The organism is Veillonella dispar, assembly GCF_900637515.1.
In the GTDB taxonomy this organism is placed as follows: domain Bacteria; phylum Bacillota; class Negativicutes; order Veillonellales; family Veillonellaceae; genus Veillonella; species Veillonella dispar.
On the sequence record NZ_LR134375.1, the window covers coordinates 453,029 to 470,305 of the forward strand.

General features: G+C 39.7%; 16 protein-coding genes and 3 tRNA genes. 17 read left to right on the forward strand and 2 right to left on the reverse strand.

What is annotated here, in order from left to right:
• The first annotated feature begins 3 nt into the window (after positions 1-3).
• From EL171_RS02055 to EL171_RS02110, 12 genes are all read left to right on the forward strand, one after another.
• Positions 4-543: a hypothetical protein gene (locus EL171_RS02055; RefSeq protein WP_005387979.1), complete on the forward strand. Its 540-nt coding sequence runs from the start codon at positions 4-6 to the stop codon at positions 541-543.
• Positions 544-555: 12 nt separating this feature from the next.
• Entirely contained in the window at positions 556-1,206 is a 651-nt protein-coding gene (locus EL171_RS02060; RefSeq protein WP_005387981.1) for a coenzyme F420-0:L-glutamate ligase, read from the forward strand.
• Positions 1,207-1,353: 147 nt separating this feature from the next.
• On the forward strand, positions 1,354-3,063 hold the full coding sequence (locus EL171_RS02065) for a hydantoinase/oxoprolinase family protein (RefSeq protein ID WP_005387983.1): 1,710 nt from the start codon (positions 1,354-1,356) through the stop codon (positions 3,061-3,063).
• On the forward strand, positions 3,053-4,465 hold the full coding sequence (locus EL171_RS02070) for a histone deacetylase family protein (protein WP_005387985.1): 1,413 nt from the start codon (positions 3,053-3,055) through the stop codon (positions 4,463-4,465). The genes EL171_RS02065 and EL171_RS02070 overlap by 11 nt, the downstream gene beginning before the upstream one ends.
• A gap of 174 nt (positions 4,466-4,639) precedes the next feature.
• Entirely contained in the window at positions 4,640-5,395 is a 756-nt protein-coding gene (gene rph, locus EL171_RS02075) for a ribonuclease PH (protein WP_005387986.1), read from the forward strand.
• A 1-nt stretch (position 5,396) separates the two neighbouring features.
• Positions 5,397-5,972: an XTP/dITP diphosphatase gene (locus EL171_RS02080; protein ID WP_005387987.1), complete on the forward strand. Its 576-nt coding sequence runs from the start codon at positions 5,397-5,399 to the stop codon at positions 5,970-5,972.
• Positions 5,973-6,038: 66 nt separating this feature from the next.
• Complete coding sequence (locus tag EL171_RS02085; protein ID WP_005387989.1) at positions 6,039-6,536, forward strand: metallophosphoesterase family protein; 498 nt, start codon at positions 6,039-6,041, stop codon at positions 6,534-6,536.
• A gap of 86 nt (positions 6,537-6,622) precedes the next feature.
• Positions 6,623-7,405, forward strand: a complete 783-nt coding sequence (gene speD, locus EL171_RS02090; RefSeq protein ID WP_005387992.1) for an adenosylmethionine decarboxylase — start codon at positions 6,623-6,625, stop codon at positions 7,403-7,405.
• Positions 7,406-7,673: 268 nt separating this feature from the next.
• A complete protein-coding gene (locus EL171_RS02095; RefSeq protein ID WP_005387994.1) occupies positions 7,674-8,879 on the forward strand; it encodes an NAD(P)-dependent malic enzyme in 1,206 nt (401 codons plus the stop codon).
• Between the two features lie 284 nt (positions 8,880-9,163).
• A tRNA-Pro gene (locus EL171_RS02100) sits at positions 9,164-9,240 on the forward strand.
• A gap of 11 nt (positions 9,241-9,251) precedes the next feature.
• Positions 9,252-9,325 (forward strand) — tRNA-Gly (locus EL171_RS02105).
• A gap of 105 nt (positions 9,326-9,430) precedes the next feature.
• A tRNA-Arg gene (locus EL171_RS02110) sits at positions 9,431-9,507 on the forward strand.
• A 73-nt stretch (positions 9,508-9,580) separates the two neighbouring features.
• Here the strand turns inward: EL171_RS02110 and EL171_RS02115 are convergent.
• Complete coding sequence (locus EL171_RS02115; RefSeq protein WP_005387996.1) at positions 9,581-9,985, reverse strand: type II toxin-antitoxin system death-on-curing family toxin; 405 nt, start codon at positions 9,983-9,985, stop codon at positions 9,581-9,583.
• Complete coding sequence (locus EL171_RS09905) at positions 9,982-10,143, reverse strand: hypothetical protein (RefSeq protein WP_005387998.1); 162 nt, start codon at positions 10,141-10,143, stop codon at positions 9,982-9,984. Before EL171_RS09905 ends, EL171_RS02115 begins: the two co-directional genes overlap by 4 nt.
• A 359-nt stretch (positions 10,144-10,502) precedes the next feature.
• Between EL171_RS09905 and EL171_RS02120 the strand changes: the two genes are divergently transcribed.
• From EL171_RS02120 to EL171_RS02140, 5 genes are all read left to right on the forward strand, one after another.
• Positions 10,503-12,707, forward strand: coding sequence for an ATP-dependent Clp protease ATP-binding subunit (locus tag EL171_RS02120; RefSeq protein WP_005387999.1), 2,205 nt, complete (start codon positions 10,503-10,505; stop codon positions 12,705-12,707).
• Between the two features lie 271 nt (positions 12,708-12,978).
• Positions 12,979-13,749, forward strand: a complete 771-nt coding sequence (locus tag EL171_RS02125) for a LamB/YcsF family protein (RefSeq protein ID WP_039969624.1) — start codon at positions 12,979-12,981, stop codon at positions 13,747-13,749.
• A 111-nt stretch (positions 13,750-13,860) separates the two neighbouring features.
• Entirely contained in the window at positions 13,861-15,057 is a 1,197-nt protein-coding gene (locus EL171_RS02130) for an NRAMP family divalent metal transporter (RefSeq protein ID WP_039969626.1), read from the forward strand.
• Positions 15,058-15,131: 74 nt separating this feature from the next.
• Positions 15,132-15,872, forward strand: coding sequence for a 5-oxoprolinase subunit PxpB (gene pxpB / locus EL171_RS02135; RefSeq protein ID WP_039969629.1), 741 nt, complete (start codon positions 15,132-15,134; stop codon positions 15,870-15,872).
• Positions 15,873-15,912: 40 nt separating this feature from the next.
• Positions 15,913-16,896 (forward strand): 5-oxoprolinase subunit C family protein, encoded by a 984-nt coding sequence (locus tag EL171_RS02140; protein ID WP_422822134.1) that lies wholly within the window; start codon positions 15,913-15,915, stop codon positions 16,894-16,896.
• The last annotated feature ends 381 nt before the right edge of the window (positions 16,897-17,277 follow it).

Consider the following 17,277-nt stretch of genomic DNA (forward strand, 5'->3'; position numbering starts at 1 on the left):
CCTATGTGGTTTTATAACATCCTAAGTGTAGTAATAGCTATTATTGTAGCTATTGCAGCTTTGTATTTATTATTCCGTTTGTTCGTATTGAAACAAGGTAATGAAAAGGTTATTTTATTGCCAAAACGTGCAACAAACTTCCAAGTATCTGACCGTAATTTTGAATCTATTACCTTGTTCTGTGATATTCCATTTGTGAACAAAGGACGTCAACTTGGTACAATTATGGACTTATTCCCACGTCCATTGTTGCCAGAGGAACATTTTGATGCTGTGAAAGTACATGCATGGGCTATGGACATTAATCGTCCTCGTCATGATGGTTATTTTGAAGCTGTTATCATCAAACCTCGCAAAGGTGGTACTATTCGTGTATTCGTTACCTTAACAGGCAAAAATGGCAATATTCGTGAAGATATTAAGGGCTTCCCTTATATGGACATCGATATTTACTACCAAATCGTAGGCCGTACAGATTATCATATCGATAAACAACGTATTCGTTTGACTGCTGAAGAAGTTCAAGCAGCATTGGTTCAATAAGGAGGCATAACAATGGCAGAATTAGAGTTAGTATGTGTGCCAACACGTATTCTTACAGATAATGATGACATCGTGGATGCTATCGTTGAATTTGGCGGTCATAATATTGGACCTGAAGATATCGTATGTGTAGCTGAATCTGTAGTAGCTATTACACAAGGTCGTTTTACACGTCCTGAAGAGCTAAATGTTTGCTGGCAAGCTCGTTTAATTAATCGCTTTATCCATCCAGATGGATCTATGGCATCCATTTATGGCATGCAATCCGCTATGAACCTAGATGGTAAATGGAAAGTATTGGGTGCCTTTATTTTAGGTGCTATTGCTAAGATTTTCCGCAAACCAGGTGTATTCTATGCAATTGCTCGTGCAGCATCTTTAACAGATGATGTAACTGGTACAATGCCTCCATTCGACAAGCACATCGTATTTGGTCCAAAGGATCCAGATAAAGTAGCTGAGAAAATCGTTTCTCGCACAGGCTGTTATGGCGCTGTTGTAGCTGATGTTAATGACTTGAAACGTTCTGCTGTGTTAGGTACAAGCCGTGGCATTGACGGTAATAAAATTGCACAATTGTTGATTGACAATCCATTTGGTAATGATAGCCAAATGACTCCGATTGTTATCATTAAAAATTACGCATCTGTATCTGGTAAATAACAGAAGGCTGTACTCATCACATAGAGATGGGTACAGCCTTTTTATATATTGTGAAAGTTAATAGTGGTTATATGCTAGGTAAAATAGAGTTTTTTACTTAATTTAGCATTTCTAAGTATCCTCTATTAATCTTGATAAGGAGGTTATATGTTACTAGGTTTAGACGTAGGTGGTACTTTTACAGATGCGGTCATCATCGATGGCCATCGTGTAGTAGCATCTGCTAAAAGACGGACTACCAAAGATAATTTAATGCAAGGCATAGGCGAGGCCCTTGATGCAATTCTCCAACATTTTGATACTACAAATATTGATCAAGTTACGCTGTCTACTACTGTGGTAACAAACACCATCGTGGAAGAGAAAGAGCAAGTGGTAGACCTGTTTGTAGTAACGGGACCTGGCCGAAATGTGGACGATATATTCCCTGTAAATCCTATCTATCTTCAAGGCTATACTGATCATAGAGGTATTGTGGTGGAACGTACACCTACAAATGCAGTTCGACATATAGCCGAAATGGTACAATCTCGCAGTGGCACAGATTTGGCTGCTGTATCTGCTAAATTTGGGGTACGGAATCCTCAAGAGGAATTATCTATAACAGAAGCATTGAAAGATAGATATAATACTATCTCTAATGGCAGCTTATTAAGCGGCTCTTTGAGTTTTCCACGTCGCACTATTAGCGCATATTTTAATAGCGCTGTAACACCGGTATTTACAGTATTTAAGAAGAATGTAGAAGATGCGTTAAGCGTGCGAAACATTAAGGCTCCACTTCATATATTAAAGGCCGATGGAGGTTCTTTACCTATGGAACATATGGTGAGTAGACCAGTAGAGACGGCTTTTACAGGACCTGCAGCAACCGTACTGGGCCTATCTGCTCTTGGAGCTATTGGGAATGAACATACAGTTGCGTTAGATATTGGCGGTACCACTACAGATATTTCTTTGTGGAAACAAGGCAGACCGTTGATGACTAAAAGTGGTGTATCTATTCGTGAATACCCAAGTGCGGTACGCTCCTTTGCCGTTACCTCTGTTGGTATTGGCGGTGAATCTGTCGTTCGCGTTGTAGATGGTGAAATTACTGTCGGACCTGAACGGGTGGGCCCATCGGTAGCATTAGGTGGGACAGAACCTACATTAGGGGATGCTCTCATTGTACTAGGTTATGCGTGCTATGGTAAGGTTGGATTAGCTGAACGAGCTATGGAGGTGTTGGCTAATAGACTAAGTGCTAGTACAAACGGAGATACAACTCAGACTCAACAACAATTAGCAGAGGATGTAACTGCTTCTGGCGTTGCTCAATCAATCGTAAATAAGGCGTTGCAAACAATTCAGCATGGCATAGATGAGGTGGTAAGGGCAGAAAACAAACGACCTATCTATGTAGTAGCGGATATTGTGAACCCCGATGTGTTTGTGCCTGCTCAAATCGTGGTAGTAGGTGGAACGGCGCCAAGCCTTGGACCTAGCATAGGTAAATATCTGGATTTACCGATTACCATACCAGAAAATGCGGCGGTGGCGAATGCTATCGGAGCAGCCCTAGCATTATCGACTATTGAACTCACTGTTCATGTCGATACAAAACGACGCTTACTCGTTATTCCTGAACTAGGGATTAAACAACAAACCTGTACGTTGAAGCGAGTAGAACAAGTGGTGGAACGAGCTAAAGAAGCTCTCAGTGAAGAAGCATTGCGTTTAGGTCTTGGTAAAGACCAAGATATAGAGGTCATTAGTGTGGAAGATTTCCCTGTTGTTGAGGGCTGGCAATCGATGGAACGATTAATCACTGTAAAAGTACAATTAGCAGCGGGGGTGAAACAGTATGTGGAATAAAGGCTTATCCTATCGTGAGCGTCATGGACTTATTAATATCCATAAAAATGTACGTAATAACTTAAATACCGACAAAAATACATCAAATCATAGTTTAGGGCTTGTATTTTTCCCTGCTTTCGACTGGAAGATTTCTGAAACCCATCCAGAACGACAAGAGCGATTGCTGTATACGCGTGATCAAATCGTTGAGGAAGGCTTATTAGATATACCTAATATTGTGGAATATAATCCTATCGTGGCCGATTGGGATACCATAGAGCGCGTTCATGTAGGCGCTCCTGACTTAGAGTCCTGGGTAACGGAAGCACATCGTGTGTCTGCAGGTGGGGCTATTGCCGCTGCTGATGCGGTTATGCGCGGAGAAGTAGATCGAGCCTTTGCCTTAGTAAGACCGCCAGGGCATCATGCGATGGCCATGGTTCATGGTATTCGTGGTTTCTGTACCATTAACATTGAAGCTGTCATGATTCAACATATGCGTCAAACCTATGGTATTAAACGGGTTGCTGTGGTGGATACAGATGTACATCATGGTGATGGCTCTCAAGATGTGTTCTACCATGATCCGGATACACTATACATTAGTTTCCACCAAGATGGACGGACCTTATATCCTGGCACAGGCTTTATGGATGAATTCGGTGGTCCACAGGCCATCGGTGGAAATATAGATATCCCATTGCCACCTGGGACTGGTGACGAAGGCTTGATGAAGGTTATGCGTGAGTTAGTATTGCCAATCCTAGAAGAATTCAATCCAGACATAGTTATTAATTCTGCAGGGCAAGATAATCACTTTAGCGATCCATTGGCTAATATGCAAGTAACCGCAAAGGGCTATGCTGAGCTTGTAGATTTATTGCAAGCAGATATAGCTGTCTTAGAAGGTGGTTACTCCGTACAAGAAGCATTGCCATATGTAAATACTGGTATTATTTTATCCATGGCAGGCCTTGATTACAGCAAGGTCGTCGAACCTGCCTTTGATCCTGTTAAATATAAGGAAAGCCAAAATGTAACTGCTTATATTGATGACCTTATCGCTAAGTGGAAGGTACAATGGGCTAACCGTCATAAGATGGCCGAAGAGGAACGTACCGGTATGGGCGATATATGGTCGAACCGCTACAATGTGTACTACGATGAAACAGGTGTACAAGAGGAACGCCTTGAAAAGGTGCGCATGTACGAAAATAAAGTTGGATGGCATAGCGTACTTTCACATGGTCAATATGGACCCTATGGGCCACAAAGTGTTTATGCCATATTCATTCCTTGGCAAGCTGATGAGGAAACTCGTCAAGATGCCATTACAGAGGCTAAACGGGCTAAAGCAGAAGGCGGTGCTAGCCGCTATGTTGTGGTAGACCCACTTGGCGATGGACAATACGAGGTATAGTGGTAGATTCTCAAAGTTGTGACTCCTGGTAATGAACCATACTGTGTTAGAATTGGTAACTATAATCTGATTCGTAGTGATAAAAAATAGTTAAATTGTGATATAATAAGAAAAGATAACGCCCCTTTGTGTAAGGGGCGTTCTAATGTTTAGATTTAGAATGGTGAGGTTCCTATGCGCAGCGATAATAGAACAGCAGGTCAATTGCGACCTATTAAAATAACACGGAATTTTACAGAGTATGCAGAAGGTTCTGTACTCATTGAGTGCGGCAAGACTAAGGTTATCTGTACAGCCACTGTGGAGGATTCTGTGCCACGCTGGCTCAAAGGTTCTGGCCAAGGTTGGGTAACTGCTGAATACTCCTTGTTGCCACGTTCTACGCAAACTCGCGTAAGCCGTGAGGCTGCAAAGGGTAAACAAACGGGCCGCACCGTAGAAATTCAACGCCTTATCGGTCGTGCTTTGCGCGCCGTTGTAGATCTTGAAGCATTAGGTGAACGTTCTATTACAATCGACTGCGATGTAATTCAAGCCGATGGCGGCACGCGTACAGCATCGATTACAGGTGCCTTTGTAGCCCTCGTTGATGCGGTGGACTTCACCTTTGGTGGCGCAGGTAAATTCCCGATTACTGACTTCTGCGCAGCTATTTCCGTAGGGATTGGCCCAGAAGGTCCTATTACGGATCTTTGCTACGAAGAGGATAGTGCAGCTATCGTTGACATGAACGTGGTGCGTACAGGCTCTGGCAATATGGTTGAGGTACAAGGTACTGGTGAACATGGTACCTTTAACCGTGATGAGCTCAATGCATTACTTGATTTAGCAGAGGCTGCTACAGATGAGCTCATGGCAAAACAACGTGAAGTACTTGGCACAACAGCAGATAAAGTAGGTAAGGTATATCCTACAGCTCCGGAGGTGTAAGGTGGAACAAATCGTATTAGCTACAGGCAATAAAGGGAAAATTCGTGAATTTTCTGAGGCTTTCTCTCATTTATCTATCGATTGTGTACCGGTAAAAGATGTAATTTCCATTGATGAACCAGAGGAAACGGGTACCACTTTTATGGAAAATGCTCTATTAAAGGCTCGCTACTACGCAAAGGCTACCAATCGTCCATGCCTTGCCGATGATTCTGGCATCACCGTAGATGCTCTTAATGGGGCACCAGGCGTATATTCTGCGCGTTATGCAGGTCATCATGGGGATGATCAAGCTAATAATGAAAAATTAATTCGCGAATTGCAAGGTAAAAGCGACCGCACAGGTCATTATGTATGTGCCTTAGCTCTCGTATATCCTGATGGCCGTGAAGTGACAGCTGAAGGCTATTGTGATGGACTTGTTCAAGATGAGCCAAAAGGGGATAATGGTTTTGGCTATGATCCATACTTTTATGTACCTGAATTTGAAAAGACAATGGCAGAACTTAGCATTGAAGAAAAGGAAACCATCAGCCATCGTGGCCGTGCTTTACGCAAATTAATTAACAAGCTTTAATATTTTCGAACTATATGGTATAGTTCATATAAATATGTAATATAATAGTATTAGAGAACTTATAAAATGAAACGAATTGGTATTTTAAGTGATACCCATGGGTATCTAGATGATATAGATCTTGTCTTGGAGGCTACAGCAGACCAAGAAATTGATATGTGGCTTCATGCTGGTGATTATGGTGATGATGCACGCTATATGCAGGAACATACTGATATTCCTGTGTATGCAGTGCGCGGTAATAATGACCGTGTACAGCCTCTTGAACCGAGAGAACAGTTGATTCCTCTAGAGGATACCTATATTTACATGACTCATGGTCATGAGGTATCATATTATAATCGCATACAAAAACTGATTGAGTTAGGCACTGATATGGGGGCGCGACTCATCGTGTCCGGTCATAGCCATCATCATGGTGAGGTTCGTGTTCGTGATGCGGTATTTGTGAATCCCGGCAGTATATCGTTGGCTCGCGACCGCTCTGGCGGTACATTTGCCATCGTTACCTACGATAATGGACAGTTTGATGTAGAGTTTGTGTATAAACAAGAAATTGTTTAGTTATATGGTGAAAGCTTATTCTGATACAGTTTGAAAAGCTTTCAGAAAAATAGTAAGTCTATGCATGGAAAGGGTTATGACATATCATGGATACACCAGTTAAAGCAAAGCCTAAAATGAAATTATATGGTTTTAATAATCTCACAAAGACATTGAGTTTTAATATTTATGATATTTGTTATACTCGTACAGAAGAAGAGAAAAAGCAATATATTCAGTACATTGATGAAGTATACAATGCAGATCGTTTAACAGCTATCTTAACAGAGGTTAGCCATATTATTGGTGCCAATATCCTTAATGTAGCGAAACAAGACTATGATCCACAAGGTGCATCTGTAACGATTTTGATTTCTGAAGAGGAAATTGAAAAAGAAGATGTAGTTATGCATCTCGATAAATCTCACCTTACTGTACATACATATCCTGAAAGCCATCCGCACAAAGGGATTAGTACATTCCGTGCCGACATTGAAGTGTCTACATGTGGTCAAATCTCTCCACTAAAAGCACTTAACTATTTAATTCAAAGCTTCGATTCCGATATTCTTACCATGGACTACCATGTACGTGGCTTTACACGTGACGTATCGGGTAAGAAAATTTATATCGATCATCGCATCAATTCGATCCAAAACTACATCAATGCGAAAACTCGCAACATGTACAACATGATTGATGTGAACGTATATCAAGAAAATATTTTCCACACAAAAATGATGTTAAAAGAATTTGATTTAGATAATTACCTATTTGGTATTACTGAATCTGAATTGAGCGAACGAGAAATCAAACAAATTAAACATCAATTAAAACAAGAAATGATGGAAATTTTCTATGGACGTAACTTGCCATCCGTAAAAGCATAAATAAAAATGTATATTTTGTATGCTCTTTGTCCTATTAGATAATGCGTATACAGTACCAAAGTAGATAAGCCATATATGGCTTATCTACTTTTTATTTAATTATCATTTTTATTACTAAATTAGATTAATTGAATTTAATTCTAAAATATTCGGAAAACTATATCGAAAAAACTTGAATTGTTATATATCATTTTGTATAATACAATTAGTTAAAGGTATTAATTACCGACTCAAAAGAGTCCGAGTTTATCCACAAAGGAGAATTATTATGGACGTACGTGAATTAGCTGTACAAAAAAAACGTGAATTAAAAGGTTTCCTTACTGTAGGAACTAAATATGAATTAAAAGACGCTCATGATTTATCTGTAGCTTACACACCAGGTGTAGCAGAACCATGCTTGCGTATTAAAGATAATGAAGCAGAATCCTTCGAATTAACTTGCCGTTCCAACATGGTTGCCGTTGTATCTGACGGTACTCGTGTACTTGGCCTTGGTGATATTGGCGCTGCAGCAGCATTGCCTGTAATGGAAGGTAAATCCTTATTGTTCAAAAAATTCGGTGATGTAGACTGCATTCCATTGGTTGTAGATACAAAAGATGCTGATACATTGATCAACACTGTAAAATTATTGCAAAAAAACTTTGCTGGCATTAACTTGGAAGATATTTCTTCTCCTAAATGCTATGAAATCGAAAACCGTTTGAAAGAAGAATTAGAAATCCCTGTATTCCATGATGACCAACACGGTACAGCTATCGCTTGCTTAGCTGGTGTTAAAGGTGCTCTTCGCCTTGTTAAAAAAGATTTAGCAACAGCTAAAATCGTTGTAAACGGTGCTGGTGCAGCTGGTGCTAACATTGCTCGCTTGTTATACCTTGCAGGCGCTCGTGATATTACATTATTAGTATCTTCTGGCGTATTGCATAAAGACTACAAACGTCTTGACTCCTTGCAAGCTGAATTGATCGACTTGCTTAAACTTGAAGAAAAACATGGCAACTTGGCTGAAAATGCTAAAGGTGCTGATATTCTTCTTGGTGTATCTGCAGCAGGTGTATTCACAAAAGAAATTTTGGAAAACTTGGCTGACGATGCAATCGTATTCGCAATGGCTAACCCTAACCCAGAAGCAACATATGCTGATATGAAAGCAGCTGGTATTCGCATCGCTGGTACTGGTCGTTCTGATGCTCCTAACCAAATCAACAACGTAGCAGTATTCCCTGGCGTATTCCGCGGTGCTATCGACGTACGTGCGGCTCAAATCACTGATGAAATGAAATTAGCTGCAGCTGATGCATTGGCTAACTTGATTCCTGACAGCGAATTGAACGAAGAAAACGTAATGCCATCCGTATTCGATCCTCGCGTAGCTCCAGCGGTTGCAAAAGCAGTTGCTGAAGTTGCTGTAAAACAAGGTATCGCTAAAAACCCTGGCGTAGTAGAAGACGGTAGCTACGAAGGTTGATTTTATAGCTAATCATTTGATTGCTTAATGGCTCAAAAGCTGTTTAAAACCTAAGTAAGATAATATAAACTATAATGACATGCACCTCGAAAGGGGTGCATGTTTTTATATGTACTAATAAAATTTAAAAAATTAATGAAGTTGTAAAAAAGTACTTGTCACTAATTTGTATCAATGATATAATAATTTTCGTTGCAGAGGGATACTCAACAGAGTAAAAACTCAGCAAGAGTAGTGGTTGACATCAACTACCAGGTTTGCTATAATTAGCAAGTAATTAATGACGGGGCATAGCGCAGTTTGGTAGCGCACCTGGCTTGGGACCAGGGGGTCGCAGGTTCGAATCCTGCTGCTCCGACCATTTTTTTATTTGCGGGTGTAGCTCAATGGTAGAGCCCCAGCCTTCCAAGCTGGTCGCGAGGGTTCGATTCCCTTCACCCGCTCCATTTTTTTTTGCCTTTTTTAGGGTAAACTGCAATAGAGCACAGTTGACGATACATAGTACATAATTTATACTATAATAGATAATTACATATATAGGTAATCCACATGGTTCAGTAGCTCAGTTGGATAGAGCAACGGCCTTCTAAGCCGTGGGTCGGGGGTTCGAATCCCTCCTGGATCACCAAAGAAATAAGCGGATAGCTCGTAATGAGCTATCCGCTTTTTTGCATTACAAATCTGTAGTTGTTCTGTAATATTTAAGATTTATCTGATCTTATAGTATTTTCTCGCAACCATTCCGCTAGTTCAGTATTTGTCATATTTCCTGCGGCCACATTGATAATTAGGTTTTCAACTTCTTGTTGTGAAGCGGGAATATCAAAACCATTGATAATAAGATACACATACATGCTGTGTAGTGCAGTTCGCTTATTGCCATCTGTAAAAGGATGATTATTGGCGATACCATAACATAATTGTGCTGCTTTGTCATAGAGAGATGGATATAAGTCGTTTCCCATAAATGTTTGAAATGGGGTATTTACAGCTGACGCTAAAAGATTCTTATCTCGTACTCCTGAGGAGAGAATAAAGGCTTTCTCTAATTGGTTATGGAACTCATAGATGTCTTGTATGGTGAATTGAATGTTAGGTGTGCTCATTTATTCTCCAATGCTTTATATAGTTTGTAATTACGTTCTAACACTTGTAGCGAAATGTCTTTTATCCGATTTTTTAATTCTTTATTAGTATCACTAGTCATGATGGGGGACTCTTGAGTTGTTTGGAGATTGCCGATTTTCGGATCTTTTAGTGTCATAGATCAAACTCCTTTACTATTTATTGACTTTTATATTTCTTATATATTTGACTTTTATATCTATTATATAGGGAATAAATCAATATAAACAATCTAATTTATAATAAAAAACTCAAAAGTTCAAATTTAATTATCTCCTGAAAACTCAGTATTTATCTATACTCTTGTTGTATAAATCAAATTAATCAAATAAAAAGTCAAAAAAAGTCAAAAATTTTATATTTGACCTATTGACTTTTTGACTTAATCAGATTATTATAATGACATAAGGTTGAAGAAACCTAGAAATAAAGCAAGAAATTAAACAGACTTAAAAAGTCAAACTGATATACTTGTAGTCAAAAAGTGAGGTAATTTATATGAACAACAACTTCAATAACTTTGGTAGCGATTTCGGTAGCATGAATGATTTGTTCAATCAATTGATGGGTAACATGGGTGGTTATTCCACAGAAAACCGTCGTTATAAAATTAATGGTCGTGAAGTGACTCCAGAAGAGTTTGCTTTCTATCGTCAAACTGGTCGTTTACCTTCTAATGAAGAAATGCAAGCTGCTCAAGCTGCACAACAAGGTAAAATGAAACAAGATGGTATCCTTGCCAAGTTAGGTACAAACTTAACTCAACAAGCTCGTGATGGTAAACTCGATCCTGTTATTGGTCGTAATAAAGAAATCCAAGAAACAGCAGAAATCTTAGCACGTCGTACTAAAAACAATCCTGTACTCGTAGGTGATGCTGGTGTTGGTAAAACAGCTGTCGTAGAAGGCTTGGCACAAGCAATTGTTAATGGCGATGTTCCTGCAGCTATTAAAAATAAAGAAATCATTTCCATCGATATTTCCGGTTTGGAAGCTGGTACTCAATACCGTGGTTCCTTCGAAGAAAATATCCAAAACCTTATCAAAGAGGTTAAGGCTGCTGGTAATATCATCTTGTTCTTCGACGAAATTCATCAAATCTTGGGCGCTGGTTCCACAGGTGATGGTCAAGGTTCTAAAGGTTTAGCAGATATCTTGAAACCTGCTTTGTCCCGTGGTGAAATGACTGTTATCGGTGCTACAACACAAGATGAATACCGTAACACAATCATGAAAAACGCAGCTCTTGCTCGTCGTTTCAATGAAGTTAAGGTCAATGCACCATCTCCAGAAGATACTTTCAAAATTTTACAAGGCATTCGTCCATTGTATGAAGCGCATCATAATATCGAATTGCCAGATGCCGTGTTGAAAGCAGCTGTAGATTATTCCGTACAATACATTCCTCAACGTAGCTTACCAGATAAAGCTATCGACTTGATCGATGTAACAGCAGCTCACTTGGCTTCCCAACATCCTGTAACTGATATTAAAACATTAGAAGCAGATATTGCAGAAGCTAAGGCAAAACAAGAAGAGTTTGCTCAAAAAGAAGATTACGAATCCGCTATTAATGAAAAAATGCGTATTCAAAAATTACAAGAAGAAATCGATAATCACACTGAAAACCAAAAGGTTGTGGCTCAAGTTAACGATGTAGCGGAAGCGGTTGAAAGAATGACTGGTATTCCTGTATCTCAAATGGGTGCATCCGATATTGAACGCTTGAAAGACATGAAATCTCGTTTACAAGCTCATGTAATCGGTCAAGATAAAGCAGTAGAAGCTGTATCTAAAGCAATCCGTCGTAACCGTGCTGGCTTTGACGAAGGTAACCGTCCAATCGGTAGCTTCTTATTCGTAGGTCCTACTGGTGTTGGTAAAACAGAATTGGCTAAGCAATTAGCACTTGATATGTTCGGTAACAAAGATGCTATCATCCGCTTGGATATGTCCGAATACAGTGATCGCACAGCCGTTTCTAAATTGATTGGTGCTACAGCTGGTTATGTTGGTTACGAAGATAACTCCAACACATTGACTGAACGTGTTCGTCGTAATCCTTACTCCATCGTATTGTTCGACGAAATCGAAAAAGCAGATCCTCAAGTTATTACATTGCTTCTTCAAGTGTTAGATGATGGTCGCTTAACAGACGGTCAAGGTAACACCGTAAACTTCAAAAATACTGTTATCATTGCTACATCTAATGCAGGCTTTGGTTATGGTCAAGACAAGGACGATGAAAACAAAGTAGATGTAATGGATCGTATCGCTCCATTCTTCCGTCCAGAATTCTTAAACCGTTTTAATGCAGTTATCGAATTCAATCAATTGAAAAAAGAAGATTTGAAACAAATCGTAGATTTAATGCTTGATCAAGTTAATAAAACTTTAGCTAAAAAAGAAATTACTCTTGATGTAACTGAAGCAGCTAAAGAATTGTTGATGGAACAAGGTTACGATAAAACTATGGGCGCTCGTCCATTACGTCGTGTTATCGAATCTGAAATCCGCGATAATGTAACTGACTTCTACTTGGATCACATCGATGCAAAACACTTGCTTGCTGATGTTGTAGATGGTCACATTGTAATTAGCGACAAAGATGCTGCTAATACATCTGATGATACATCTGCAGATGATAAAGCTGCAGACGACGGCAAACAAGATGATGATGCTGCATCCAAGGATAATAAATAATCGATAGGCTATCGACACTAACTAATGAATCCCTTACAACTCTCTCCATATATAAACTAATGATAGACCTATTGATACTGAGAGCACCCCACATAACGTGGGGTGCTTTTTTGTGTCTTAATATGCATTTTAACATGTGTATTAATAAAGAAATTTTGTATACATGATAAAAATCATTGCTAATATATCGATTTATTTAGTATAATCATATCTATAAATTCAATATTCTATAGAATTTAAAAAAGAGATGAAGAAAGGGAGGAGATTATTGATGTCACATTATGTAGATCTAAATAGTGATTTAGGTGAAAGTTTTGGCAACTACACATTAGGCATGGATGGTGAAGTGTTAAATCACGTCACAAGTGCTAATGTTGCCTGTGGATGGCATGCTGGGGATCCTCTCATTATGGATGCTACAGTTCGCATGTGCAAGGAAAAGGGCGTAGCCGTAGGGGCTCATCCTGGGTATCCTGATTTAATGGGCTTTGGTCGTCGAGCAATGGCAGTCAATCCTGCAGAGGCTAAAGCATATATGATATATCAAGTTGGTGCATTACAAGCCTTCTGTGATAGTTATGGTGTTACATTACAACATATGAAATTACACGGTGCTTTTTATAATACGGCCTGTGTAACTCCTAAATTGGCAGATGCTGTATTAGATGGCTTACAAGCGATAAACCCTAATATTGCAGCTATGGTGTTGAGCGGTAGCTATATTGCAAAAGAAGCAGAGCGTCGAGGCATTCCTGTAATTCAGGAGGTATTTGCTGATCGTGGTTATACTGATGAAGGTACATTGGTGCCTCGTACAGAACCTGGGGCTTTTATAAAAGATCCTCAAGAGGCTCTTGAACGAGTACTTATGATGGTTACAGAAGGCAAGGTTGTAACAAATACAGGTAACACTATCGACATTGTAGCTGATTCCGTATGCGTACACGGCGATAACCCAGAAGCGATAGCTTTCACAAATTACATCCGTGAAGGCCTTACAAAAGCGGGCGTTATAGTAGCTAATTTTCAGAACCGTAAATAGTAAAATAGCGATTAGAAAATAAGTGATACATAGAAAATACATAGCAAATACGTAATAAATAGTAAGTACATAATAGATAGTTAATAAGTAAATTATTGTGTGGAGGTTCTTATGAAACCAATTGCAGGTAAAGCGAGCTTATCTGTCCTCTTAGGGGCAGCTTTCTTGATGGCCACGTCCTCTATTGGGCCAGGCTTTATGTTACAAACGGCGGCATTTACAAATGACTTAAAAGCAGATTTTGCATTTGCCATCATTGTGTCTGTTATTTTTTCAATTATTGCACAGCTTAATGTGTGGACAATCATTGGCGTATCTAAAATGCGCGGTCAAGATATTGCCAATAAAGTATTGCCAGGTCTTGGCTACTTCGTAGCATTCTTAATTTCCCTTGGCGGTCTTGCTTTCAATATTGGTAATATTGGGGGCGCGTCTATGGGCCTAAATATTGTATTTGGTATTGATACAACGACTGCAGCGGGTATCAGTGGTATCTTGGGTATTCTATTGTTCGCATCTCCAAAAATGGGTGGTGTACTAGACAACACAGCTAAAATTCTTGGCACTGTTATGTTAGTATTGATTGGCTATGTAGCATTCTCTACAAATCCACCTGTGGCTGAAGCGGTTACTCATGCGGTGGCACCAACGCATTATCCATGGCTTGCTACCATAACTCTTATCGGTGGTACTGTAGGCGGTTATATTACATTTTCTGGTGGTCATCGTCTTATCGATGCTGGTATTACTGGTCAAGAGCACTTGAAAGATGTGCGCCGAGCAGCATTCATGGGTATGTCTGTAGATGCGGTAGTTCGTATATTACTATTCTTAGCGGTTCTTGGTGTTGTATCCATGGGCTTTGCGTTAGATCCTAAAGATCCAGCTGGTTCTGCATTCCTTTTAGGGGCTGGCGAAATCGGTCATAAATTATTCGGTATCGTATTCTTCTGTGCGGCCTTAACATCTGTAGTAGGTGCAGCGTATACATCTGTATCCTTCTTAAAAACATTGTTCAAAGTAGTAGAAAGAAATGAAAAATTGACTATTATGACATTTATCTTCGTTTCTACATGTATTTTGATCTTCATTGGTAAACCAGCATCCTTGTTGATTTTGGCTGGCTCCGTAAACGGCTTAATCTTGCCGATTACATTGGCAGTAATGCTCTTTGCTACTCATAAATCTGCAATCGTAGGAGACTACAAACATAATAAACTGTTATACTATACAGGATGGATTGTAGTACTTGTAACAGCTTATATCGGCGTTACATCCTTACAAGGCATTGCTAAATTACTTGGTTAATTTGATAATTATGAAAGTACCATTATTTTCGTTTGAAGGTAATGGTTCTTTCTGGTTTTAGGAAGGAGATACCTATGAAACCTATAATTTCACCTGTAGGGGATTGCGCTATCTCTATTGATTTTGGTCAAGTCATCGATCCAAAGATTAATCGACATATTCGTCAAACGATAGAGCGAATTCAAGAGCTAAATCTAGAGGGGATTATTGAATTAGTACCTACCTATTGTGCATTGCTTTTGCAATATGATGCTATGCTATACTCCTATGAAGAATTGTGTAACATCATTGAGCCTACATTGGAGCAGACTATAACAGATAATGCTAATGAACTTGTTACCGTCGTGGAAATTCCTACCGTGTACGGTGGTGAGTTTGGTCCAGACCTTGGTTTTGTAGCCTCTCATAATAATCTAACTGAAGATGAGGTTGTAGCCATTCATAGTGGTACAGATTACTTGGTATATATGCTTGGCTTCATTCCTGGGTTTACCTATTTGGGCGGCATGGATCCATGCATTGCAACGCCTCGTTTGTCCTCACCAAGAACATTGATACCTGCAGGTTCTGTAGGCATTGCAGGGGAACAAACTGGCACGTATCCATCCGACTCTCCAGGGGGCTGGCAAATCATTGGCCGTACACCGGTAACCATGTATGACATGTCCAAGAAACAAGCGGCGCTATTGAGTGCTGGCGACTATGTGCGCTATGTGCCGATAGATGAAGCGGAATATAATCGTATTAACGCATTGGGGGCGGACTATGCGCCATCCATGTATGAAGTAGAGGTAGGTGAGTTGCGTGGCTATTAATGAGTTTAATAAATTATCTATCTACGTAAATGCACCTGGCATGTACACTACCATTCAAGATAAAGGTCGCGTTGGGTTCCAACAATATGGTATGCCTGTAGCAGGTCCTATGGATAGTGAAAGCTATCTCTTGGGGCAAGCGCTGGTAGGTAATGTAGAAACGGTAGGTGCCTTAGAGTGCACATTACTGCCGCCTACACTCACCGTGAAAGGCACATGTATCGTTGCTTTCACAGGGGCCGACATGGAACCAACCATCAATAGTGTACGAGTACCGAGATATATTCCATTTGTATGTCACGACGGCGATGTCATTTCCGGTGGTTTTAGCCAATGTGGCGTGCGCATGTACATTTCTTTCTCTGGAGGTATCGACGTGCCAAGCATCAACGGCAGTGTATCGACCCATACAAAGGCGAAAATTGGGGGCCTTGAGGGGCGACCATTACAAAAGGGCGATGAACTTGGCATCAAAGCGTTTATCAGAGATGAAGTGCATGTCTGCGATTACCGTGGTGAAGGGCATACTCTATTCAATACCGCCTTATATAACCGTGGGGGCCGTGAATGTCATGAACCATTACGCGTTGTATTAGGTGATCAGGCAAAACATTTCACCGAGAAGGGAATCAAGACCTTTAGTGATAATATCTATACACTGACTGTAGAATGTGACCGTATGGGTTTCCGCTTAGATGGTCCTGAAATTGAACACGTAGACAGTGCAGATATTATTTCTGATGGTGCCGTATTTGGCTCTATCCAAGTGCCATCGAATGGACATCCCATTGTCCTCATGGCAGATCGCCAAACAACAGGGGGCTATACAAAAATAGGCACTATCATTACCGCAGACCTACCTCGGCTTAGCCAATTGCCGGTAGGGGATGGGATTAACTTTAATATCGTGTCTATTGATGAAGCGCAAGACATATACCGAGCGTATATAGAACGATTACAGAAGCGTATCGAATTAGCACATGAACAAAGTGCTTATATATTTAAATTAAATAATGTCATATAAAAAATAACGTCTAAAAGAGATTATTCTTTAGACGTTATTTTTGTTTTTGGCTGCTAATTTATCTCAATTTGACTGAAATTCTAATTTATAAAAATTTAATGAAATATAGTGCTGTAAAATAGGTGGGGTTATTAGAATGTAGCTATATAAGGCGTTTTGACAATTATTTTTATAATTTATCAATTATATTTATATGAGAAAAGTTAAAATGTGAGTTTAAATTCATCTTCTCTTCTAAATTATGGTATAAAATCACCCCAATTATTAGGTTTTGTTTTATAATGGGGTTAAAGAACTCCCATTATTGCTGTATTTGCAATGGGTATTCCAAAAATGAAATATTAGTGAAAAGGGGTTGCAAGCATATCGAAAAATTTGGTA